A 23517-nucleotide genomic window follows, 5' to 3' on the forward strand; every position below is an offset into this window, starting at 1 on the left:
GAAGACAATGAAAAAGAATATGAGCAATAACTTTATACAGTCGGTACTGAGAGCCAGTGTTTGTCTCTTTGCCTTGTCCGGAGCCAATGCGGTGATGGCACAGGATGCAGTAGCTACTTCTGCTGCTACCGATTCAGTAGCGGCACCAAAGAAGAAAGCTCCTCAATATAAAATGAAGGAAGTAACCGGTAAAATCTATGACGGAGCTACCGGTCAGCCAATGAGTGGTGTGATGGTTCAGGCTTTGAATAATCCTGCTTATTCAGCCCTGACCGAAGAGGACGGTTCATATAAAGTTGAGGTACCTGTATTTGTACACGCACTTTATGTCTCTGCACCGGACTACAATCCGATTCAGATTCCGGTAAAGAAAGACGGAGTTGCCAACGGTTCTTTGAGCAGCAGCAAATTCAAAGGCTTCTATCAGGATGGAACCGTGATTACTGCTCAGAATACCGTAAGTCTTTCTAATTCTAGTGCACTGTCTGCCGAGACTGAAATTCAGAATCAGTTGGCCGGAGATGTACGCAGCATCAACCGTAACGGAACACCGGCTCAGGGTGCTTATATGATGATTCGCGGTATTCACAGCTTGAATGCCAATAATCAGCCCTTGATTATTCTGGACGGTAACATGATTGATATGCAGAATGACCGTACCAGCTTGCACGTAGGTTATGTAAACAATGTTCTTTCTGGTTTGGATCCGGAAGATATTGAGAGTATCCAGGTTTTGAAGAACGGTACCGCTCTTTATGGCGCTAAGGGTGCTAATGGTGTGATCCTTATCAATACCAAGCGCGGTAAGAGCATGGCTACCAAGATCAATGTAAACATCTATGGTGGTGTGGTTCTGAAACCACAGACTACAGACATGATGAATGCCGAGCAGTTCCGTGCTTATTTGGGCGATATGCTGGGAGATCAGGTGAAAGGAACTACCTCTTTGTCTCAGATTCCTTTCCTGAATCAGGATCCTGATTATTTCTGGTATCCTCTTTATCATAACGAAACCGATTGGGATAAGGAGATGTATCGCACTACGATGACCCAGAATTACAAGGTGAGCGTAGAAGGTGGTGACGATGTGGCTATGTATAACCTGTCTTTGGGTTATTCTCAGGCTAATTCGGCAATGAAGAACAATGACTTCAACCGTTTGAACCTGCGCTTCAACACCGATATCAAGATTGCCAAGAATCTGTCTACCGTAATGGACATCGCTTATTCACGTATGGCTTATAACATTCTGGATAACGGATGGGCCGAGAATTACGATGATCAGAACATTGCTGCAATCAACGTATTGGGTCTGGTACAGACTCCGTTCTTGAGCAAATATGGTTACTATATTGACGGTACTGACAACAAGCTGAAGGAAAACCTGATTTACGCAGGTAAGTATGCTTCTGATGCCACAAGCATTCTGGATAATCCGTTTATGTATGCTTCGGCTTACGGTTCTAATACCGTGTTGAACAATCCGTACTGGATTCTTGAAAACGGTAAGGGTGAAGAGAAGAACTTTGCGGAGTTGACTCAGTTCAACCTGAATGTAATGCCGAAATGGCAGATCACCAAGCAGTTCTCTATTTCTAACCGTTTCAACTATGCGCTGAGCAGAAACAACGAGAAATATTATCTGCCGGTTAACGGTACTTCTCCTTATCAGTTGGAGAACTTGGGTAGTGTTACCAGTGTGCTGAAGTCTCAGTTTACAAAACAGACTACCATCAACAATGATTTCCGTTTGGATTGGGGCGAGAATTATGGCGCACATGATATCCATGTATTTGGAGGTTGGAGATACAACAACTATTCTTATTCTTACAGCTTCCTGAAAGGATATGACAATACCAATGATAAGATGCCAATCTTGAACTATGGTAGAAAGTATATCCAGTATAGCGGTACTAACGATAACTGGTCTGATATGGCTTATTACGCTAATGCAGACTATAGCTTCATGAACCGTTATTTCATTCAGGCATCTGTTGCCGCTCAGGCTTCTTCTCGTTTTGGTAACAATACCGAGCAGGGATTCCAGATGGCAGGTGTGAGCTGGGGAGTATTCCCATCTGTACAGTTGGGTTGGTTGATTTCTTCAGAAAAATGGTTCCCGTCAATCAAGGGTATCAACTATTTGAAGTTGACTGCCGGATATGATATGACCGGAAATGATGATATCAACTATTATGCAGCCAGCACATACTGGACTTCAGAAAAGTACCTGAAAGAGTCTATCGGTTTGGTGATGAAGAATATCGATAACCCGAAGATTCAGTGGGAGACTACAACCCAATATAATGTGGGATTGGAAGGTAGCTTTATCAACAACCGTTTGCAGGCTGGTTTGAACCTGTATTGGGCAAACACCGATCACCTGTTGGTTAAGGAGAAGGTGAGCTACATGACCGGTTTGGATGAGTACTGGACAAACAACGGTGCTATGAAGAATGCCGGTTTTGAAGTAAATGCCAACGCGATTCTGGTAAATCGTAAGAACTGGAAATGGCAGGTAGGTGCTACCGTAGGTCACTATAAGAATGAAATCACTGAATTGCCTTCTTCTGACGTAATCGAGATCAAGGATTACAAGAACGAAAAGGTGGTAAGCACGATTCAGGGTTACACTTCTTCAATCTACGGAGAGGATAACGTCCTGACAGCAGTAGGACATGCAGCCGGAGTATTCTATGGATATCAGACTGCCGGTGTCTTTGCTTCAGATGCTGACGCCAAGTGTCATGTAAATCCGACAACCGGTGAGAAGGAGTATCTGAAATATCCGACAGGATTGACTGATGCAAATCTGGCATCAAAGAACTTCCAGGCTGGTGATGTTCATTTTGTAGACCAGAATGGTGACGGTTGGATTACTGAAGCCGACAAGGTTGTCATCGGTGATCCGAATCCGGATATCTATGGTAATATTTACACAATGCTGAGCTATAAGAGATTTACTTTGAATGTTAATTTGAAGTATTCTTTGGGTAATGATGTTTATAACTACCAGCGCTCTAAGATTGAAGGTGGAAACAGTTTCTACAACCAAAGCACTGCAATGGTTAACCGTTGGACTTACGAAGGACAGCAGACTGATATTCCACGTGCTTGCTATACAAGCAGTGACAACTGGAGAAACAACGAGCGTTTCTCAGATCGTTGGATCGAGGACGGATCTTACTTGAAGATCAAGAACATCCGTTTGACTTACGATATTCCAGTGTCAACAAGCTGGTTGCAGGGACTGAAGGTTTGGGGTGAAGCCAATGATGTATTCACCGTAACCAAGTACTTGGGTACCGATCCGGAAATCTCCGCTTCAAACAACATTTTGTATCAGGGAATTGACAATGGTATGATGCCATTGACCCGTAGCTTTAATATTGGTGTTTCTATTAACTTGTAAAACATTGAGTATAATGAAAAATAAATCAATTATATGCGCTTTGTTGGTTGCTTGCGGACTTGGAGTTTCAACCACTTCTTGCGAGGATATGTTGAGTGCAGATTCAGATCGTACTACACATACCAACGCTAATGATACCTTGTATGGATATTGGGGTATTATGAAGGCTGTGCAGAATATCGCAGAGCGCTATGTGATTCTGGGAGAGGCTAGAGCAGATTTGACTTATCCCACTTCGTATGCAGCTGATACCATCAGCAACATTGCCAACTTTAATATGACTAACGACGGTGACTGCCGTTATTTGGAGGTAAAGGATTATTATACTGTGATCAACAGCTGTAATAATTATCTGGCTGATGTGGATTCTTTGAAAACAAACAGCGGTGGTACAAAAGTTATGGAGAAAGAAATTGCACAGGTTATGGCCGTTCGTGCCTGGACTTATCTCCAGCTGGTAAACAATTATGGTGAGGTTCCGTATTACACGGAACCAATCACCTCTTTGGGATTCATTGATGAGTTTGACTTTAACAAGGTTCAGAATAAATTGAACCGTGAAACTCTGATTGAAAAACTGACTCCGGATTTGTTGCGCTATAGAGAGGTTTCTTTGCCGAACTATGGCAACTACAACAACGGTGCGCAGGATATTGCCAGCACACTGACCATGTTCCCGGTTAAGTTGGTTTTGGGAGATATTTATTTGACCGGTGCCCAGACACAGTCAGATTATGAGATGGCTGCCCAGAACTATTATGATTATCTGAAGGACAATGGAGCTTACCTGCCTACTCAGTATACTACTACTGCAGATAAGTCTAGTTTCAGCGGTGAAATTGATTATTCTAACAGCGGTTGGAGTTCAATCTTTTCTTCCACAACAAGTCCTGCCGGAAAAAGTTATAATGGAGAAGCGATTACGGTGATTCCTAGTTCAGCCGGTAAACTTTACGGAACTGTGCTGACTGGTGTTGCAAACGTGTTTGGATATCGCACCAATTCATCAATGAGCACAGATTCAGAAGAGGGTAAGGAAGAAGAAGCTACAACCTCAGCTGCCGTAACTGCAAGTCCAGATGTAACCTATCGTCAGTTGGGTGCATCTCAGCAGTATCTCAGCTTGTGTGCCGATCAGAAATATCTGGAACGTGAGAAGGAGGATGAACCTGTGAAAGTCTTGGATGGAGCTGGAGATGCCCGTCAGGCTATTTTGAGAGATGTAATTAGCATGGGTAGTGGAAATGTGTCAACAACTAAGTTTATTGGCAAACCTTGTTATTCAGGCTTCAGTTACACTTTCCCGGTTATTTACCGTAAGGCTTTGGTTTGGTTGCGTTTTGCAGAAGCCATCAACCGTGCCGGTTTCCCAAGCTATGCTTTCGCAATATTGAAGAATGGTTTGTGTAGAGAATACCTGCCGGAATATCAGACTGTGATCGATACTACAGAAACGGGCGAGGTCGATACTCTGAAGATCTATTATACAACCAACAAGGCTTGTTCTTACATACCACAGAGTGAATATGATAAGGCACAGTCTAAAACTTATTTGACTTTCCCTTCAGACTTTACTTACTTGAGTGGTACTGAAGCAGCCAATGTCGGTGTACATTCACGTGGTTGTGGTGAGGTAGGATTTGCCGACTCTACTTATTACACATATAAGAACATGGTGTTCAAGAAGTGTGAAGAGATGGGAGTTGATACTGTCGGTGTATTTGCCCAGGATAGTTTGTCTTATAGAATTGATGCTGTTGAAAATCTGATTGTTGATGAGTTGGCATTGGAGACAGCATGGGAAGGAAACCGTTATCCGGACTTGTTGCGTATTGCCAGTCATAAGGGCGATGCCGGTGTTCACTGGTTTGCCGACAAGATTGCCCGTCGTGGTGATACTCGTGAACCGGGAGTAGATTATAAAAATTCTCCTGAGTATATTAACTTGTATGAAAAGTTATCAAATAAGGAGAATTGGTACTTGAAATTGCCAAGCTATAAATAAGTAAGGTAATATAACTTGAGAAAAAGGGATGCACCGTAACCGAGTGCATCCCTTTTTTTATATCTTTACATATCGTTTACGAGAAGATAGGAAATGTATGTTGGTATAGTTATGAATGCTTGCTTTCATGATGATGAATAAAAATAATCCAGAAGAGCTGGCCTTGCAGCTTCTTAGAAATACAGGAGTGAACCTGTTTCTTACCGGACGGGCTGGAACCGGTAAAACGACATTCTTGCGCCGTTTGGTTCAGGATGCCCCCAAGCGAATGATTGTGCTGGCACCAACTGGAATTGCAGCTATCAATGCTGGAGGCATGACGATTCATTCCTTTTTCCAGCTTCCTTTTGCTCCTTATCTGCCTGGATCGGCATTTGGCGGTAATGCGGAATATCGTTTTCAGTTCAGTGCCGAGAAGCAGAAAATGATGCGTAGCCTGGACCTTCTGGTCATTGATGAGGTGAGTATGGTGCGTGCCGATCTGCTTGATGCCATTGATGACGTTCTTCGCCGTTATCGGGAGCGGCACCGTCCTTTCGGTGGGGTGCAGCTATTGCTGATCGGTGATGTGCAGCAGTTGCCCCCGGTATATAAGGCAGAGGAATGGAATCTGTTGTCGCGTTATTATGACAGTCCTTATTTCTTTTCGAGTAAGGCATTGCGTGAGGCTGGGTTTTGTACGGTAGAGCTGCAACATGTCTACCGGCAGACGGATACCCGTTTTCTGACGATGCTCAATCGGATTCGGACGCATCAGTTGGATGCCGGACTGATTCATGAGTTGAATAGACGTTATCGTCCGGAAACAGAACTTTCTGCTTGCGAAGGATATATCCGCCTGATGACGCATAATCATCAGGCACAAAAGGTCAATAAAGAAAAACTGGAGGCATTGCCCAGAACATCTTTCTTTTTTGATGCAACAATCAATGGTGTCTTTCCGGAGCTTTCTTTTCCCACAGAGGCGCGATTGGAACTGAAAGAAGGAGCGCAGGTGTTGTTTGTAAAGAACGACCTGAATGTGCCGCGGCGCTTTGTGAATGGCAGCATCGGGAGGGTGGTAGCCATAACGGAACATCGGGTAGAGGTAAAGTTGCAGGATGCTGAGGAAACGGTGACTGTAGAACCCATGGAGTGGGCCAATGCCCGTTATCGGTTGGACGAGAGTACGCATGAAATCGTGGAAGAAATTGACGGCACATTCCGCCAGCTCCCCTTGAAACTGGCTTGGGCCATTACGGTGCATAAGAGTCAGGGACTGACTTTTGACCATGCCATAATCGATGTGTCCGGGGCTTTTACACACGGACAGACCTATGTGGCTCTCAGCCGATGCCGCTCGCTCGAGGCCCTTTTTCTAAGTGCACCTTTACCGGAGCAGGCTGTGATTCAGGATGAGCAGATATCCCGTTTTATGGATCAGGCCCTGGAAACTGTACCGAATGAAGAACAGATGAATGCTTTTGAGCGGGGATATTTTCTGGAGCAGCTGGATTCGCTTTTCGTATTTCACCGTTTGTCGGAACAACTGGAGCGCCTGGTACGTTTACTCGATGAATATCTTTATGAACTGTATCCCGAGGTGCTTCAGAAAGCAAAAGCATTTCTGGAGCGCTTTCAGGAAGAGGTGCTTCGGGTGGGCGACCGTTTTCACGACCAGTATTTGCGACTGGTATATGCGCAACCTGATTTTTCCGACAATGAATCCCTTCAGAACCGTTTCCGTCGAGGGGCTTCCTATTTTCTGGAATGCTTGAAAGTGTGGAATACAGAAAAGGAACAGTATCTCGTGGAGATAGATAATCAGGAGGTAAAAAGAAAATACAACAAGGCCTTGACTGCTTTCGACGAAGCAATCGGACTGCGTATGGCTTTGCTGAAAACAGTAAGTGAAAAAGGCTTCCGGATTTCTGATTTCCTGCGACAGAAGGCTTTGCTTTCTTTGAGGAAGGCGGAGGAGAATGTTCATAAATCGCGAATGCTCCGCCGGGATGCCTCTGAGCGGACAGCAGCATCTTCTGTGCCGCTACATCCCGAACTGTATGCCCGACTGATGCGTTGGCGTCAGGAGGAAGCTGTACGTCAGGGAAAACCTCCATATACAATCCTACCGCAAAAGGCTTTGCTGGGCTTGGCACGCCTTTGTCCTACTGATGAGCGAACTTTGTTGTCGGTGCCTTCTATCGGTAAGGTTACGGTGCGTAAATATGGAAGAGAACTGCTTCGGATCATTGCTGCGTCCCAGCCGGATAAAAACAGAACTCCCGGATTGTTTCCCGCCGATTGAACGGCAGGAAGCAATCCGGGAGTTCCGTATATAAGGTCGAAAGATGGCGGATTACAGGATGCGCTGCAATTCCTTGGCCATTTCTTCCTGTACTTCTTTGGCTTTGATTCCGGCTACGGCAGCAAAGTTCTCGGTCTTGTCTGCGTAGATGATGGCACGGCTGCTGTTTACGATCAGACCGCACTGGCTGTTCATACCATACTGGCAAACCTCGCTCAGAGAACCGCCCTGAGCACCGATACCCGGTACGAGCAGGAAGTGATCCGGAGCAATCTTACGGATATCTTCGAACATCTTGCCCTGAGTGGCGCCTACTACATACATCATCTGGTCGGCATTACCCCATTCCTGACTCTTCTTCAATACTTTCTCAAACAGACGCTCGCCCTGAGCATCCTCAGTGAGCTGGAAGTCGTGTGAACCCTTGTTGCTGGTCAGAGCCAACAGAATCACCCACTTGTTGTCGTAACCCAGGAAAGGAGTTACGCTGTCTTCACCCATGTAAGGAGCTACGGTTACCGCGTCCAACTTGATTTCCTCGAAGAAGGTGCGGGCATACATGGCTGAAGTGTTACCGATATCACCGCGCTTGGCGTCGGCAATGATGAACTGATCCGGATAGTGCTCGTTCAGATAAGCGATGGTCTTCTCGAAAGAAATCCATCCCTTAACGCCCATGCTCTCATAGAAAGCCAGATTTGGCTTGTAGGCGATACAGTAAGGAGCTGTGGCATCGATAATGGCCTTGTTGAAGGCAAAAATCGGATCTTCTTCCTGAAGCAGGTGCTCCGGAATCTTCTTGATATCGGTATCCAGTCCTACGCAAAGGAAAGACTGTTTCTTCTTGATGTTCTCAAATAAATCTTTTCTGTTCATAGTTGCTTTATCTTTTATCGATCTTCTTTTTATCGGTTTTCTTTACCCACATGGAAAGAAATGTGCTTCTGGATTACAGGTCACTTTCTTTCATGCGCTCGGCGTTCTCGGCCACGATCAGCTGGTCGATGCAGTCCTGAATGTTACCGTCCATGAACGAAGACAGGTTCTGCATGTTGTAACCGATACGGTGGTCGGTGATGCGGCTCTGCGGGTAGTTGTAGGTACGGATCTTGGCCGAACGGTCGCCGGTAGATACCATCGTCTTACGCTTGCTGGCAATGTCGTCCAGATACTTCTGGTGCTCCTTGTCATAAATGAAGGTACGCAGACGGGCCAGTGCGCGCTCCTTGTTCTTCGGCTGGTCACGTGTTTCGGTACATTCGATCAGAATCTCCTCGGTTTCTCCGGTAATCGGGTTTTTCCACATATAGCGGGCACGCACTCCGGATTCCACCTTGTTTACGTTCTGACCTCCCGCACCGCTGGAACGGAAAGTATCCCATTTGATTTCACCTTCGTTGATCTCTACATCAAACTCCTCGGCTTCCGGCAATACGGCTACGGTTGCGGCCGATGTATGCACACGGCCCTGAGTTTCTGTGGCCGGAACACGCTGCACGCGGTGCACACCGGATTCGTATTTCAGAGTTCCGTACACTTTTTCACCGGTTACACTGAAAATGATTTCCTTGAAACCTCCGGCTGTACCCTCGTTGAAGCTGGAGATGGCAATCTTCCAGCCTTTCATCTCGCAATACTTGGAGTACATCTTGAACAGATCACCGGCAAACAGCGCAGCTTCGTCGCCACCCGTACCGCCACGGATTTCCATAATCACGTTCTTGTCATCTTCCGGATCGGCCGGAACGAGCAGAAGCTTGATTTCCTCCTCAATTTCCGGAATGCGCTTTTCTGCGGCCGACAGCTCTTCGCGAGCCATTTCCTTCATTTCCGGATCATCTTCTACGGCCAGAATCTCTTTGGCGTCTTCGATATTCTTCAAAGTGTCCAGATATTCTTTACGCGCTTTCATAATGTCGCCCAAGTCTTTGTACTCCTTGGTCAGTTTCACATAACGCTTCTGGTCGCTGATTACGTTGGGGTCTGTAATGAGGGTAGAGACTTCCTCAAAACGGCTCACCAGACCTTCCAGCTTGTTTAATATTGTATTTTCTGCCATTTATTCAAAAAACTTCTGAGTCCATTTATATTTTTTGTTGAATACTTTTTCTGTAATGAAGCACCAGCCGACAATAGCGATCAGATAGATCAGATTCTGATACCAGCTGCGTTCAGCAAACCCTTCCCAAGTTTTGTAGGTCAGGTAAATTGTAATTCCGAGTGAAGTGAGGCAACAAAGAATAAAAAGGATTCTTTTCATTGTCTTTTTGGGTTTTGCGGATTAGTAATTGAACTCTCCGAACTCGCTCTTGATGGTCAATGAGCGGGTACCTTCCTCTACACGGCCGATTACCTGAGCGTCGATATTGAAGCTCTTGCTGATCTCGATGATGCGGTCGGCCTGCTCCGGTGATACATAGATTTCCATGCGGTGACCCATGTTGAACACCTTGTACATCTCGGCCCAATCGGTACCGCTCTCCTGAGCAATAGCCTTGAAGAGAGGAGGAACAGGGAACATGTTGTCCTTGACGACGTGGCAGTTTTCACCGACAAAGTGCAGCACTTTGGTCTGTGCGCCTCCGGTGCAGTGTACCATACCGTGAATCTCGCTTCTCATTTCGTCCAAAATGCGCTTGATGACCGGAGCATAAGTACGTGTCGGAGAAAGAACCAGCTTGCCGGCATTGATCGGAGCGCCTTCCACTTCGTCGGTCAGCTTGTAGCTACCGCTGTAAACCAGTTCTTCTGGAACAGCCTTGTCGTAGCTTTCCGGATATTTCTCTGCCAGATATTTTGCAAACACGTCATGACGGGCGCTGGTCAGACCGTTGCTGCCCATACCGCCGTTGTATTCTTTTTCGTAAGTAGCCTGTCCGCAACTGCTCAAACCTACGATCACGTCGCCCGGACGGATGTTCGCATTGTCGATCACATCGCTGCGCTTCATACGGCAAGTCACGGTAGAGTCAACGATAATGGTGCGTACCAAGTCGCCTACGTCGGCAGTTTCACCACCGGTTGCGTAGATACCTACACCCATTTTTCTCATTTCGGCCAGCAGCTCGTCGGTGCCGTTGATGATGGCGCTGATTACTTCGCCCGGAATCAGCATCTTGTTTCGTCCGATGGTAGAGGATACCAGAATGTTGTCTACGGCACCCACACACAACAGGTCGTCGGTGTTCATGATCAGGGCATCCTGTGCAATGCCTTTCCATACAGAAAGGTCGCCGGTTTCTTTCCAATACATGTAGGCCAGTGAAGATTTGGTTCCGGCTCCGTCGGCATGCATAATGTTGCAATACTCCGGATCACCGCCCAGAATATCCGGGATGATCTTACAGAAAGCCTGTGGGAAGATACCTTTGTCTATGTTCTTAATGGCGTTGTGTACGTCTTCTTTCGCTGCGGATACACCACGCATCATGTAACGCTGATTACTCATGATTCAAATAATTAAGTTGCTGTTTGATTTTAATATGCAAAATTAATGATTTTCTGCCGAGTAGGCAAAAAAGACGCCCAAAACGTCGTATTTTTAGAACTTCACTTCCGGAGCCTTTTCACTTCCGCTTTCGGCTTCGTACTTTTCCTTCTTGTCAAATCCGAACATCTTGGCAAAAAGATTGTTCGGGAAGGAGCGTACCAGCACATTGTACTCTTGTACCGACTCGTTATAGCGGCGGCGTGCCTCGGTGATACGGTTCTCGGTGCCTTCCAGTTGGGCTTGCAGCTCGGAGAAGTTCTGGTTGGCCTTCAATTCGGGATAGTTTTCCGTGATGGCCAACAGCTTGCCTAATGCGCTGCTGATCTCTCCCTGTGCCTGCTGATATTCCTTCATCTTTTCAGGAGTCAGGTTATCGGCATCTACAGTAATCTGGGTCGCTTTGCTGCGGGCTTCCATCACGGCCTGCAAAGTGCTCTGCTCGTGCTGGGCATATCCCTTTACGGTGCTCACCAGATTCGGAATCAGATCAGAGCGGCGCTGGTATTGTACTTCCACATTGCTCCAGGCAGTAGAAACTGCTTCGTCCTTCTCGACCATTTCGTTATAAGAACAGCTGTTCAGTGAGAACAGGGCAGTAAGTGCCAGAATGTAATTGCGAATTTTCTTTGTCTTCATATACATGTTATTCTAGTTTGGGTTTGTTTAAAATTCTCCTCCGGAACCGCCTCCGCCGAAGTCTCCGCCTTCGAAACTGCCTCCTTGCGGTCCGTCGAACGAACTGCCTCCGCGATGGAAACCGCCCCACGGGCCCATGATGGGAGGTACCATACCCCCGAATCCGGTTCCGTTGTCCATCGGTTCGTCATGTTTGCGGTGAGTCAGTTGTCCACAGTGTGGGCAGCGGAATGTTTCCTGATGATGTTCTATGCGGTGGATGCGGTCAACCATGATGTTGGAATTTATGCGTACCAGTCCCTTTTTGCCGCAGTGTGGACAGGTGTTGCGTTGCCGGCCACTGTACCAGGAGATGAGAATGAAAAGCAGGATGATGGCTCCTACAAAGTAAAGTCCGGTGTTTCCTCCTTCTTGTTCCTTCTTTCCGGTGAGTTCGTTGATCAGAGTGGGATCGCCTTCAATAACCTTGCATACACTGTAAACGGTCTGGTACATGGCCTGGTCCCAGTTGCCTTGTTTCAGGAAAGGTACCATCTTCTGGTTTTCAATGCGCCGGCAGATGGCATCGGGCAGGGTACCTTCCAGACCGGTACCGGTGAGAATCTGATAACAACGGTTTTGGGTGGAGAGCAGGATGATCAGTCCGGTATTGGCCTTCGAACCGATTCCGTGCAGACGAGCCAGCTGCATGCAGAATTCATAGCAGTCATCGTTTTCGATGCTTTCCACCACGGCCACGACGGATTGCACTCCTTTATTCTGTTCCAGATTCCAAAGCAGAGAATCCATAGCTTCCACGCATCCGGCCGACAGAATACCGTCGGGATTAACCACATGGCGGGTCTGGTCCTGAAGGTAGACCATAGGCAGGGATTCCGGGGTATAACTGGCAGCCTGTATGCGGATGGCCAGAAGCAGGAAACAGCTTAAAAACAGGATAAAGCGTCTCATAGTTTTCTGTTTTATCATTATAATATGCAAGATACGATATTATTCTAATGAATATACTTTTCCGTAAAGTTTTTTACCTTTTCGGTATATAATTTAGGGAATTGCAGATAAGAGCGTGCGTGTTCTACGCCCGGTACTTTCCAATATTCCTTTTCTCCCTTTTTATGGGCATAGAGCGTGTCGCCCATCCAAGTGGGAACGAAGGTATCCTGATCCCCATGAATAAAGAACATCGGCAGGGTGCATTTCTCTACTTGCTTGCGAGCGGCTGCCTCGGTGAAGCTCCAACCGTAACGTAGTTTGGTCATGGTGCTGGCTGCATAAAGCAAAGGAAATTCCGGCAGTCCGAACTGATTTTTCAGTTCTCCCGAGAATTCGTCCCACACACTGGTAAACCCGCAGTCCTCTACAAAGCAGCGCACATAAGGTTGCTGCGGTTCGCCACTGACACATACGGTGGTGGCCCCTCCCATGGATATGCCGTGAACCACCATCTGAGTTTGGCTGAATCCGCCGTGACGCGTAAAGATTCCATTGGCTATATCCATCCAGCGCAACACATCCTTCCGGTCGTTCCAGCCCATTTGCAGGTAGGACCCCTCGCTCAATCCCGAGAAACGCAGGTCGGGGAGAAGGATATTATATTTCAGGTCATGGTGATACAAGTAGCCAATGTGCAACATGCGCACGGAATTGTCCGTATAGCCATGCACAATAACCGCCGTGCGGTCGGTCACTGAATCGGCATAGGCATACAGGGCATGCAGACGGCTACCGTCATCTGCGATGATGAATGTATCCTTCAACGCTTTGTTTTGGCGCAAACTGTCTGCCCATGACTGAATGTGCGGATAAGTTTCATACATGTACTCATAAGAGCCGTTAATATCTTTGCCTCTAGGGTTACCTTGTGCCTGAAGGGCATACCATTGCAGATATAGGCTGCTTCCGGCTAAGAGGGCTATAATTAAAATAAGGATAACACCGGTTACCTGTATTATCCTTTTCTTTTTCTGATTTGTCTTCATAAAAAAAATTATTCATTGCCATTCCAGAAATTCCATCCTGCTATAGCCTGCAGATGGAGCATCTCCAGACCGTTTTTAACCGTAGCTCCCTGTTGCCTTCCCCGTTTCATGAATTCTGTTTCCAGCGGATTATAAACAAGATCATAAAGCAAGTGCTGGGGAGTGAGCAGTTGATAAGGAATGTTCGGACACTCCTCGTTATGTGGAAACATGCCGCAAGGGCTGCAGTTCACAATAATCAGGTGTTCCTGGATGATGGATTCGTCTAATTGGGCATAAGTGATTCGGTTGGCTCCGGCACTTCGGCTTACGTAGCAAGTTTCGATACCCAACTGTTCCAGGCCTACTTTTACTGCTTTGGAAGCACCTCCTGTGCCCAGAATCAAGGCTTTTCGATGATGAGGCTGTAAAAGCGGTTTCAGAGACTCCTGGAAGCCGATGATATCCGAATTGAATCCCTTTAAATGAGGGATACCCTTGGGGCGGGTGATGCGAATCACGTTTACTGCACCGATTTCCTTGGCTTCAGGACTGATTTCATGAAGGAAAGGAATGACCTGTTCTTTATAAGGAATGGTTACATTCAGGCCCTTGAGTTCCGGTTCCCGGTCCAGAATGTCGGTCAGCAGAGAGATGTCCGGTATTTCAAAGTTTACATATTGGGCATCAATACCCTCATTCTGAAACTTTTCCGTAAAGAACTGTCGGGAAAAGGAGTGTTTCAGAGGATAGCCCAGAAGTCCGTATTTGTTCATAATCAAATTATTTTTTTGCCAGATACATGGTGCAGATACCTCCCGTGAAGCGTTTGAACGACACTTCCCGATATCCGGCCTTGTAGATGATCTGTTGCATTACTTCGCCTTGAGGAAAGGCTTCCATGGTGGCCGGAAGATAAGAATAGGCACTGCGGTCTTTGGAGATAAGGCGACCGGCCAGAGGCATGACTACCCGTGAGTAGAGCTGGAACAGCTGTTTCATCGGAAAGCGGTTGGGGGTACACAGTTCAACAATGAGCAGATGACCGTCGGGACGAAGAACGCGATGCATCTCTTTCAGTCCCAGGTCCAGATTGTCGAAATTGCGCACACCGTAAGCCACGGTAACGGCATCGAAAGAATTGTCTGCAAACGACAGACTGGTGCAGTCTTCCTTTTGGAAAGATATGATTTTGTCCAGTCCCAGATCCTGCACTTTTTTGCGTCCGATATTCATCATGCCCTCCGAGATATCAGCTCCCACGAGCGATTCCGGCTGAAGACGCTGGGCTGCCAGAATCGCAAAATCACCGGTTCCGGTGGCAATGTCCAGCATGTGGCGGGGATTGAATGCCCGGAGAGAGTCAATGGCTCTTTTTCTCCATCCTTTGTCTATGCCAAGAGACAAAGAATGATTCAGAAGGTCATAAGTGGAAGAGATGTTGTCGAACATTTGTTCCACCTGCTTCCGCTTATCGCCTTCCGAACCATAGGGCTTTATCTTTTCTTGTTCGTACACAAAAAGTAAAGCTTATTTGTTATTGTTCAGATATTCTGTTACGTTCTTTTCAATGCGTGCAGCCAAGTCTGCGTGATCGTCGGCTTTCTGGAACTTTTCGCCGGTGATACCTTCATACAGCTCCATGTAACGCTCTGAAACACTGTTTACATATTCGTCGGTCATTTCCGGAACCTGCTGTCCTTCCTTGCCCATGAAGTTGTGGTCGATGAGCCACTGGCGTACGAATTCCTTAGAAAGCTGTTTCTGAGGCTCGCCCTTCTCGAATTTCTCCTGATAGCCTTCAGCATAGAAATAGCGGCTTGAATCCGGAGTGTGGATTTCGTCGATCAGATAGATCTTGCCGTCCTTCTTACCAAACTCATATTTGGTATCTACCAGGATGAGGCCTTTGCTGGCAGCCATCTCGCTTCCTCTTTCGAACAAAGCATAAGTATATTTCTCCATCAGCTCATAGTCTTCCTTGCTAACGAGGCCCTGAGCGATGATCTCTTCCTTAGAGATGTTCTCATCGTGTCCGGCATCAGCCTTAGTTGTCGGAGTGATGATTGGAGTCGGGAACTTCTGGTTTTCCTTCATTCCTTCCGGCAGTTTTACGCCACACAGTTCGCGACAGCCGTTCTTGTATTCTCTCCATGCAGATCCGGTCAGGTAGCCACGGATGATCATTTCCACGCGGAAACCTTCACATTTCAATCCCACAGTTACCATAGGGTCTGGAGTAGCCAGCTTCCAGTTAGGTACGATATCACTGGTTGCATCCAGGAACTTGGCTGCAATCTGGTTCAGCATCTGTCCCTTGAAAGGAATACCCTTAGGCAGGATTACGTCGAAAGCTGAGATACGGTCAGTGGCAACCATTACCAACAGGTCGTCATTGATGTTATACACATCGCGTACTTTACCATGATATACGCTTTTCTGTCCCGGGAAATTGAAATCTGTTTGAGTTAATGCTTTCATATTCTTTTAATTTATATATGATTGGATGAATCTTTTTCTGAGAATTAGTTGTCGCCCAAACCTTGCAGGTCTGAAAAAATAGGAGTAGGGCTCTCTTCTTTTTTGTGACTTTTCTTTTTGGAAGCGTGCTGCTTCTTGTCGTAGTGGTCGTATGCTTCCACAATTTTGGAAACCAGTTTATGGCGCACGATATCTTTTTTGCTGAGTTCCACAAAAGCAATATCATTGACGTTTTTCAGGATGTGCATGGCCTCGACAAGTCCTGAACGCTGTGAAGGAGGCAAGTCAATCTGAGTGGTGTCTCCCGTAATGATCATTTTGGTATTCATACCCATACGGGTGAGGAACATTTTGATTTGTGCCGTTGTGGTGTTCTGTGCTTCATCGAGAATCACTACGGCATCGTTCAGGGTGCGTCCGCGCATAAAGGCCAACGGGGCAATCTGAATCACTTTCTGTTCCATGAACTCCTGTAGTTTCACGGCAGGAATCATATCTTCGAGGGCATCGTACAGCGGTTGCAGATACGGGTCAATCTTTTCTTTCATATCTCCCGGAAGGAAACCCAGCTTTTCACCGGCTTCTACGGCCGGGCGGCTTAAGATGATTTTCCGGATTTCTTTATTCTTCAGCGCGCGTACAGCCAAGGCGATGCTGGTGTATGTCTTTCCGGAACCGGCCGGACCCACAGCAAAGATCATATCCTTTTCCTGATAAGCCTTTACGAGTTTCTGTTGGTTTTCGCTGCGCGCGGTAATCGGTTTTCCGGTGATGCTGTACACAATGACATCCCCGTGATCCTTGTTTTCCGGTTTATTGCCTTTGATGATGGCCAGAATGTCTTCTTCCTTCAGGCTGTTGTATTTGGCGCAGTGCTTTTCCATGGCCAGAATGTGCTCTTCAAAAGCGCACATTTCTTCCTCATCGCCCATGACCTTGATGACATTTCCCCGTGCTACAATGCGCAGTTTGGGGTATAATGCCTTGATCATTTGCATGTTCACATTGTTCACCCCATAAAAGATGATGGGGTCAATATCTTCCAGTACGATATGCTTCTCTATCATTTATCTAATTTTGATGCAAATTTAATCATTCTGTTTCGAATTCACCACCTTTTTACTATATTTGTTGTTGTCGGATAAGTTTTATTTGTTGAACAGCATTTTTCTGTAAGAATGAGCTTTTGTACGGGGAATATGGCCGGCTGTTTTGAATTTATCTGTTGTAGATTGATTTTGTCTTTTTCTTTTGTTTTATCCTCATGCAATCAACCTTGTTTTGGAAATAGTAAGGCAATGTACTTTTGTATATACTTTTTAGCTGGAAGGGAAGCTGAACCTTGAAGAATGTTTTTATGCGGAAATATGAGAGAAGAACTTTTTCAAGGAAAGTGTATTTTAGGAATAATGGGATAGATATCAGTGTTTCATGGTCTTTTTATTAATGAGGTTTTGAATCTCGGAATATCATCATCATGTTTTGAAAGAACGTAGGACTTTCTTTGGTAAGAAAGTTTTTGTGTAAAAATATATGATGCAATTCTTTATTCTCAAAATAAAAACGTAATATTGCGACCAGTATTTAGATTTAAAAATAAAATCAAAAGCTGTATGGCTGCTACCAGAAAAAGAAAATTGTTTTGTGAACTTTCCCCTTGGACATATCAGATTTCCAGAAAGAAATGTATCTTACTGCGACATGTACAGGACTTTTTCAGTCGGGAGAAGTTGGCTTGTGATAAAAGTATGGAGCGTTTGCCCGTTCTGATATACCGCCACGGTTCGCTGATTCGCCGGAGATTAGGAAACACCGAAATGCATTTGCAGGAGAATAAGGCGGTAAACCTGTCGCTTGCTGCTCCTTGTGTCAATGGTATTCTGATCAAGCCCGGCGAAATATTTTCTTTTTGGAAACTGGTGGGACCCGATGATAAACAGCATGGTTATAAAAAAGGATTGACGATTTCGAAAGGACAGGCGTCGCAGGGATATGGAGGAGGACTTTGTCAGTTTACCAATCTGATTCATTGGATGGTTTTGCATTCTGATTTGAAGATTGTGGAGCACCACCATCATGACGGCCTGGATTTGTTTCCCGATTATCATCGGCAGATTCCGTTTGGTACAGGTACAAGCATAGTCTATAATTATTTGGACTACCGCTTCCGTAATGATACGGATAACACCTATCAGTTACTGGTGTTTACAGACGGAGAGTATTTGCGAGGGGAATTACGTGCCGAGCGTCCTCAGTCCTGTAGTTATCACATTCATGCAGAAAACGAATTCTTTTCCCGCGAGAACGGTATCGTTTTCCGTAATGGTTCCGTTGTTCGGGAGACAATTGATAAAGTGACGGGAGTCTGTATCAAGTGTGAAACCATACGGAGAAATCATGCCCGAGTGATGTACGATCCCTCAGGACTGGATATTCGTGACGTGGAATCCCAGAAGTGAACTTGATAGCAATTATAATATTCATCTTTAAATTAAAAACATCATGAAAACAAAAGCTTTTATTGTAGGGACCTTGTCTTTGGTCGCTTTGAATTTTGGCTTCTCCGGTTGTTCCCGCGGTGGAGATAGTATTTTTGGTGAGATCCCTTCCATTTATGAGGAAGAGTTGGTCGGTTTTCTGAATAGTACGAAGGAGTTGATAAACAGTATGAACAATGGGGAAGACATCAAAGGGGAAGACGCTCTTTTGGCATATTCCAATTTTGAGGCTTCTATGAAAAAGGCTGAAGAAAAGGCTCAGCCTTTGGCGGATGAGATGATTGGAAAAACGATTCCTTATACCATGTCAGATAGTTTGCCCTATCGTATTGTCTCTGATATAAAAATAACCAAAGTGCTGCTTCCGGAAATGAAGATGACGAAACGGAAAAATGAAAGCTTGCGATTGGAAGTTGAGTTTGATGTCGTGTTTACTCAGGAACAGAATCCGGCAGATTTGCACTATTTCATTATGTCGGGTGATCAGCCTATAGGATATAGTAATATGTTCTATTTTAGAACACTGCGTGAAGGAGATACCCTGCACGTGGAAAATACGGTTAGAGCACCAGAGGTTCCGGCAAAATATTTGAAGGAGTGCGAAGAGTTGCGTTTTGTTACAGCTTACGCTTTCCTTTCTAACTTTGAGCAAATAGAGGAACGGAAAGAAGCATGGAAGAAGGCTTTTGATCAGGAATTTGGACTGGATGAGGAATAGAAACCGGTTGGGGGAGCACTTCGCTTGTCACCGGACTCTTTTTCTTTATCTTTTACAACCTGGATTCGTCTGCCTGTTCGGAGCCTGAAAGGCATGATCAATGTTTGGAAGAACCGACTGAGAGATTCTTTGATTATTGTGTTTGAATTCGGTCTAGTTTTACTATCTTTGTGCGACATTAAACAAGGATAAAATTGAGAAGACTAAAGAAAAAAATCTATATAGGACTGGTTTCCTCTACCGTGTTGGTATTGGCTATTGTACGGTGTGTGAATCCATCTGTTGTTCGTGTATATCAGCATCCTGCAGATGAGGCTCCGGCCGATACTGCTGCTCATTCTGTCCAGAACCTGCCGGTGGCAGAGAGTCTGGAAGTAAACGAAGCGGATGAGCCGGATTCTTCACAGGGCTGTTCCAAATTGCTTTATCTGGCACATACCCCGACACGCTTTGTTACAGATTCTTTGGGGAAGATTGTCAAGAACAGAATATACAGTGTGGGCAGTTTCCGAAAGGAATTTCCGGATTTGCAGGATGTGCAGATCGTATCCGCCCGTAAGTGGGGTGTTTCTCCCGTAAAAGATCGCGAACAGGCCGAACACCGTAAGGATGAACTGGTCTATATAGGCAGCAATCCGTTTTATGATATAGATTCCCGCATGAACCGTTCAATTCCTTATCTGGTGCCCCGAGCAAGCGATTTGCTGCAGAAGATCAGCCGTAATTTTCTGGATTCTCTGGCTGTAAAAGGAATTCCTCTTCATAAAATTATCGTATCGTCCGTATTGCGTACCGAAGAAGATGTGCGCAAATTGCGACGTTATAACCAGAATGCATCCGAAGAAAGTTGTCACCGTTTTGGAACAACCTTCGACATTGCTTATAACCGTTACGTAACGGTGCAGCATCCTGATAGCGCCGAGCGTCGGGCGGTACGAAATGATACCTTGAAATGGGTACTTTCGGAAGTTCTTCGTGATGTGCGTCAGGAGGGGCTTTGCCATATCAAGTACGAGGTGCATCAGGCTTGTTTTCATATAACGGTTAAATGATCAGATTTATGGGCAGACAGGTTGCTTTGGCGCTTTCGGGAGGCGGTGCGCGGGGAATGGCTCACATTGGCGTAATCCGCGAACTCTTGTCAAGAGGCTATTCTATTCATTCCATATCCGGATGTTCCATCGGCTCTGTGGTAGGCGCTATGTATGCGATGGGTAAATTGCAGGAGTTTGCAGATTTCATTTTGGAAGATGGAGCTCAGGCTATTTTCTCACAGTTGGATTTTACCTTTTCCGATCAAGGCTTTATTAAAGGACAGAAACTGATAGAGCGTTTGCAGGAGTTTGCTCCAGACTGTAATTTGGAAGATTTGCCCGTAAGACTTAGTATTGTGGCCACAGATATGAATACCGGAGAAGATGTGGTTTATGAAACCGGCAGTGTGTATCGGGCAATTCGTGCTTCGGTGGCCATACCGGCAGTGATTACCGCGGTGCATGAGGCGGATCGTTGGCTTGTAGACGGGGGTGTGGTAAATCCGTTGCCGTTGAATCTGCTTCATCGCAAGGAGGGGGATCTGCTGGTGGCTGTCAATCTATATGCGTCGCCGGTGTTTGAAACGGAAAATGTGGCCGATGTACCAGAGAAGACTGCTACTGAAGGAGGAGTTGTTTCCCAGATGCGCGCTCGTTGGTCGGAGCTGAAAGCCTGGAAAGGTAATCTGGTGCAGTCTGTATTTGACGATACGCATAAGAAAATGGGATACTTTACTACTTTGCGTTTAATGTCGGAACTGGCTTCCAAGCGTTTGGCCGAGGTGGCTATACAATCAGCTGCTGTTGATGCCTTGATTGAGATTCCGATAGCATCTTGCGGACTTTTCAGTTTTGCCGAGTGTGCCCGAATGATTCAAATGGGGCAGGAGCATACCCGTAATGTTCTGAATGTTTTGGAGGCGAAGGAAGAGACACGGAAGGATGGATCGTCCCCGAAGCGGTTCGATTGGCGTAAACTATTGCGGTTGTTGCACCGTAATGCTTGAAAAAAGAATATTTTATGACAAGGAAGATGCAGGTTTGCTGGGAACAGGCAGCTCTGCATCTTCCTTTTCTTGTAATGTATTCTTCATCATCTGATTCGGAAATCTATAAAAGAGTTTTTTCTTTTCTTTTTTCCTCGGAAAGATTTCCGATTTTAAAACGGAACAGTTATATTTGCTAAGGTGAAATGAACTCTAAAATGATTAGCTTATGAAAAATTTTACTTCTATTAAAAATTGGATGGCGTTCTCTTTCTTGTTGATGGGTGGAACAGCCATGGCGCAGACTAATTTGCTTTCTAATGCCAGCTTTGAAGAGTGGTCTGAAGATAAACCTGCCCATTGGGTATCTACAACAACAGCAAGTAATGGAACCATTTCTCAGTCTGCTGAGGCTCGCACCGGTTCTTCTTCTGTTCTGTTGAAAGGAACAAGCAGCAACAAGCGTTTGGGCTCTGAGGAAATGACTTTGAAAGCGGGAACCTACATCTTCTCTATTTATGCTAAGGCTGCAACAGAGGAGAATGCTTCTGCTCGTCCTGGATATGCTCCGGTAAACGAAGACGGAAGTATGGGCAATTATGAGTATGGTGTATATCATAATGATATTACCAATGGCAAGTGGGTGCTCGTTGCCGATACCTTTACTTTAGACAAAGAGACAAAACTGAATCTGGTGTTGATGAATCCGAAGAATCCGGGAAAGGATTTGTTGCTCGATGATGCTTCTTTGACAACAGAAGATGGTGGTATCGTTGATGGTGGCGGTACTGTTGATCCGGAACCAACAGAAAAGGTTCTGTTTGAAAGCTCATTTGACAAAGGCGATGTTGCCGGATTTGAATTCAAGGATGTTGAAAAGGGTGACTTGGAGTATGTTTGGAAGGGCGATAGCTATGGTTATCTGAAAGCAAGTGCCTATGCCAATAAGGTGAACAATGTTGCCGAGTCTTGGGCTGTAAGTCCTGCCATTGATTTGAGTGCAGTTACAAAGGCTACTTTGAGCTTCCGTCATGCTTTGAACGTCTTGAACTCAGGAGTTGCTGCAGAGCATATCAAGGTATTTGCTTCTACAGACTACGCAGGTGATGTAGCTGCTGCCACTTGGACCGAGTTGACAATTGCGAATTATCCGGCTGGTAACAACTGGACTTTCGTGGATGCAGGTGATATCGATCTTACTGCTTATTGCGGTAAGAAAGTATATATCGCATATAAATATGTAAGTACTGCAGATGTTGCTCCAACTTGGGAGGTTGACAATATGAAGGTTGTTGCTCCAATTGCAAGTGGAATTTCTTCTGTAGAAGATGCGGTTAACGCTCCTGTAGAGGTTTATACCCTGAATGGCGTTAAGGTCGGTTCTTCTTTGGATGGCCTGAAGAAAGGAATCTATCTGGTAAAGAAAGGTAATAAAGTACAGAAGGTATTGAAGTAATTCTACCTTTTATATCGTATCGTTTAATTAATAAAAAGAGAACAGGTCGCATAGGCTTGTTCTCTTTTTTATTTGATGTACTGGCTCAAACGATAAAGAAATTCAGAACGAAGAAAGATTCTTCTGAAAAATACGGATTCCAGTTCTTTCACTTACAAAGAATCCTGTAAGTTCTGTTTTGAGTTATCGTTTCTTCATGCTTTTGTCTTTTGGAGTGGTTGAATCTCAAGTTTTAGGTTCACATTTGGATTTGCCGCGAAAGTTATCTGTTTTGGGAGAGGACTTCTGTTCTCTTTATATGTTTCTATAGTTCGTTTTTTAATTTATCCTGTTTTTGTTTGGGTATTTATGGAATGTTTTTTGAGCTAAAAACAGGCATATTTTGTTGCTGGACTGTAAACGATGAAAGAAAATATATTTTTTTTTGAAGATTTTTTCTCTTCTGATTTTATCACTTAAAACTATGTTATACAGCATATTAATCGGGCTTTTAAAGCAGTTTTAGGGGCTTTTGTAAGATTTCCCCTTGAAAAATTCTTTGGAAAATATTTGGTGG

Annotated in this window: 19 protein-coding genes; 8 read left to right on the forward strand and 11 right to left on the reverse strand. The window is 45.4% G+C overall.

Annotation, left to right across the window (positions count from 1 at the left end):
• The first annotated feature begins 19 nt into the window (after positions 1-19).
• From DXA74_RS04845 to DXA74_RS04855, 3 genes are all read left to right on the forward strand, one after another.
• Positions 20-3412, forward strand: a complete 3393-nt coding sequence (locus DXA74_RS04845) for a SusC/RagA family TonB-linked outer membrane protein (RefSeq protein ID WP_233550461.1) — start codon at positions 20-22, stop codon at positions 3410-3412.
• Between the two features lie 13 nt (positions 3413-3425).
• The gene (locus DXA74_RS04850; protein WP_118525695.1) at positions 3426-5417 is read left to right on the forward strand and encodes a RagB/SusD family nutrient uptake outer membrane protein; all 1992 of its coding nucleotides are present in this window, start codon (positions 3426-3428) and stop codon (positions 5415-5417) included.
• Positions 5418-5550: 133 nt separating this feature from the next.
• Positions 5551-7704: an HRDC domain-containing protein gene (locus DXA74_RS04855; RefSeq protein WP_118525717.1), complete on the forward strand. Its 2154-nt coding sequence runs from the start codon at positions 5551-5553 to the stop codon at positions 7702-7704.
• Positions 7705-7755: 51 nt separating this feature from the next.
• Here the strand turns inward: DXA74_RS04855 and pyrF are convergent, their stop codons facing one another.
• The 11 genes from pyrF to DXA74_RS04910 all read right to left on the reverse strand — a co-directional run bounded on the left by pyrF (position 7756) and on the right by DXA74_RS04910 (position 17336).
• Positions 7756-8580, reverse strand: a complete 825-nt coding sequence (gene pyrF / locus DXA74_RS04860; RefSeq protein ID WP_118525696.1) for an orotidine-5'-phosphate decarboxylase — start codon at positions 8578-8580, stop codon at positions 7756-7758.
• Between the two features lie 73 nt (positions 8581-8653).
• Positions 8654-9763, reverse strand: a complete 1110-nt coding sequence (gene prfA, locus DXA74_RS04865) for a peptide chain release factor 1 (RefSeq protein WP_118525697.1) — start codon at positions 9761-9763, stop codon at positions 8654-8656.
• Positions 9764-9964: a hypothetical protein gene (locus DXA74_RS04870; protein WP_118525698.1), complete on the reverse strand. Its 201-nt coding sequence runs from the start codon at positions 9962-9964 to the stop codon at positions 9764-9766.
• A gap of 21 nt (positions 9965-9985) precedes the next feature.
• Positions 9986-11152, reverse strand: coding sequence for an AIR synthase-related protein (locus tag DXA74_RS04875; protein WP_118525699.1), 1167 nt, complete (start codon positions 11150-11152; stop codon positions 9986-9988).
• A 93-nt stretch (positions 11153-11245) separates the two neighbouring features.
• Positions 11246-11830 carry a LemA family protein gene (locus tag DXA74_RS04880; RefSeq protein WP_118525718.1) on the reverse strand — a complete coding sequence of 195 codons (585 nt, stop codon included), beginning with the start codon at positions 11828-11830 and terminating at the stop codon, positions 11246-11248.
• Positions 11831-11857: 27 nt separating this feature from the next.
• Entirely contained in the window at positions 11858-12781 is a 924-nt protein-coding gene (locus DXA74_RS04885) for a TPM domain-containing protein (protein ID WP_118525700.1), read from the reverse strand.
• Positions 12782-12825: 44 nt separating this feature from the next.
• Positions 12826-13809, reverse strand: a complete 984-nt coding sequence (locus DXA74_RS04890) for an alpha/beta hydrolase (RefSeq protein ID WP_118525701.1) — start codon at positions 13807-13809, stop codon at positions 12826-12828.
• Between the two features lie 8 nt (positions 13810-13817).
• The gene (locus DXA74_RS04895; RefSeq protein ID WP_118525719.1) at positions 13818-14564 is read right to left on the reverse strand and encodes a shikimate dehydrogenase; all 747 of its coding nucleotides are present in this window, start codon (positions 14562-14564) and stop codon (positions 13818-13820) included.
• Between the two features lie 7 nt (positions 14565-14571).
• Positions 14572-15306 (reverse strand): bifunctional demethylmenaquinone methyltransferase/2-methoxy-6-polyprenyl-1,4-benzoquinol methylase UbiE, encoded by a 735-nt coding sequence (gene ubiE, locus DXA74_RS04900; protein ID WP_118525702.1) that lies wholly within the window; start codon positions 15304-15306, stop codon positions 14572-14574.
• 12 nt (positions 15307-15318) lie between these two features.
• Positions 15319-16269, reverse strand: a complete 951-nt coding sequence (locus DXA74_RS04905) for a phosphoribosylaminoimidazolesuccinocarboxamide synthase (RefSeq protein ID WP_118525703.1) — start codon at positions 16267-16269, stop codon at positions 15319-15321.
• A gap of 44 nt (positions 16270-16313) precedes the next feature.
• Positions 16314-17336 carry a PhoH family protein gene (locus DXA74_RS04910; RefSeq protein ID WP_118525704.1) on the reverse strand — a complete coding sequence of 341 codons (1023 nt, stop codon included), beginning with the start codon at positions 17334-17336 and terminating at the stop codon, positions 16314-16316.
• Positions 17337-18017: 681 nt separating this feature from the next.
• On the opposite strand from DXA74_RS04910, the gene DXA74_RS04915 reads away from it, so the two are divergent.
• From DXA74_RS04915 to DXA74_RS16290, 5 genes are all read left to right on the forward strand, one after another.
• Positions 18018-18728, forward strand: coding sequence for a VanW family protein (locus DXA74_RS04915; protein WP_199666088.1), 711 nt, complete (start codon positions 18018-18020; stop codon positions 18726-18728).
• A gap of 43 nt (positions 18729-18771) precedes the next feature.
• Positions 18772-19485, forward strand: a complete 714-nt coding sequence (locus DXA74_RS04920) for a hypothetical protein (RefSeq protein WP_118525706.1) — start codon at positions 18772-18774, stop codon at positions 19483-19485.
• 194 nt (positions 19486-19679) lie between these two features.
• Positions 19680-20537, forward strand: a complete 858-nt coding sequence (locus DXA74_RS04925; protein ID WP_233550462.1) for a DUF5715 family protein — start codon at positions 19680-19682, stop codon at positions 20535-20537.
• A gap of 8 nt (positions 20538-20545) precedes the next feature.
• Positions 20546-21526: a patatin-like phospholipase family protein gene (locus DXA74_RS04930; RefSeq protein WP_158576018.1), complete on the forward strand. Its 981-nt coding sequence runs from the start codon at positions 20546-20548 to the stop codon at positions 21524-21526.
• Positions 21527-21734: 208 nt separating this feature from the next.
• Complete coding sequence (locus DXA74_RS16290) at positions 21735-22961, forward strand: choice-of-anchor J domain-containing protein (RefSeq protein ID WP_158576019.1); 1227 nt, start codon at positions 21735-21737, stop codon at positions 22959-22961.
• The last annotated feature ends 556 nt before the right edge of the window (positions 22962-23517 follow it).

Origin of the sequence: Bacteroides sp. OF04-15BH (genome assembly GCF_003477995.1) — a bacterium.
GTDB lineage: Bacteria > Bacteroidota > Bacteroidia > Bacteroidales > Bacteroidaceae > Paraprevotella.

Excerpts from the sequence above, each read along its gene's own strand:
- DXA74_RS04910 (WP_118525704.1), bottom strand. The coding sequence starts at position 17,336 with ATGATAGAGAAGCATATCGTACTGGAAGATATTGACCCCATCATCTTT.
- DXA74_RS04850 (WP_118525695.1), top strand. The coding sequence starts at position 3,426 with ATGAAAAATAAATCAATTATATGCGCTTTGTTGGTTGCTTGCGGACTT.
- DXA74_RS04920 (WP_118525706.1), top strand. The coding sequence starts at position 18,772 with ATGAAAACAAAAGCTTTTATTGTAGGGACCTTGTCTTTGGTCGCTTTG.
- pyrF (WP_118525696.1), bottom strand. The coding sequence starts at position 8,580 with ATGAACAGAAAAGATTTATTTGAGAACATCAAGAAGAAACAGTCTTTC.
- DXA74_RS04885 (WP_118525700.1), bottom strand. The coding sequence starts at position 12,781 with ATGAGACGCTTTATCCTGTTTTTAAGCTGTTTCCTGCTTCTGGCCATC.
- DXA74_RS04905 (WP_118525703.1), bottom strand. The coding sequence starts at position 16,269 with ATGAAAGCATTAACTCAAACAGATTTCAATTTCCCGGGACAGAAAAGC.
- DXA74_RS04855 (WP_118525717.1), top strand. The coding sequence starts at position 5,551 with ATGAATAAAAATAATCCAGAAGAGCTGGCCTTGCAGCTTCTTAGAAAT.
- DXA74_RS04870 (WP_118525698.1), bottom strand. The coding sequence starts at position 9,964 with ATGAAAAGAATCCTTTTTATTCTTTGTTGCCTCACTTCACTCGGAATT.
- DXA74_RS04895 (WP_118525719.1), bottom strand. The coding sequence starts at position 14,564 with ATGAACAAATACGGACTTCTGGGCTATCCTCTGAAACACTCCTTTTCC.
- DXA74_RS04915 (WP_199666088.1), top strand. The coding sequence starts at position 18,018 with ATGGAGCGTTTGCCCGTTCTGATATACCGCCACGGTTCGCTGATTCGC.
- DXA74_RS04880 (WP_118525718.1), bottom strand. The coding sequence starts at position 11,830 with ATGAAGACAAAGAAAATTCGCAATTACATTCTGGCACTTACTGCCCTG.
- DXA74_RS04845 (WP_233550461.1), top strand. The coding sequence starts at position 20 with ATGAGCAATAACTTTATACAGTCGGTACTGAGAGCCAGTGTTTGTCTC.
- DXA74_RS04875 (WP_118525699.1), bottom strand. The coding sequence starts at position 11,152 with ATGAGTAATCAGCGTTACATGATGCGTGGTGTATCCGCAGCGAAAGAA.
- prfA (WP_118525697.1), bottom strand. The coding sequence starts at position 9,763 with ATGGCAGAAAATACAATATTAAACAAGCTGGAAGGTCTGGTGAGCCGT.
- DXA74_RS04890 (WP_118525701.1), bottom strand. The coding sequence starts at position 13,809 with ATGAAGACAAATCAGAAAAAGAAAAGGATAATACAGGTAACCGGTGTT.
- DXA74_RS16290 (WP_158576019.1), top strand. The coding sequence starts at position 21,735 with ATGAAAAATTTTACTTCTATTAAAAATTGGATGGCGTTCTCTTTCTTG.
- DXA74_RS04930 (WP_158576018.1), top strand. The coding sequence starts at position 20,546 with ATGGGCAGACAGGTTGCTTTGGCGCTTTCGGGAGGCGGTGCGCGGGGA.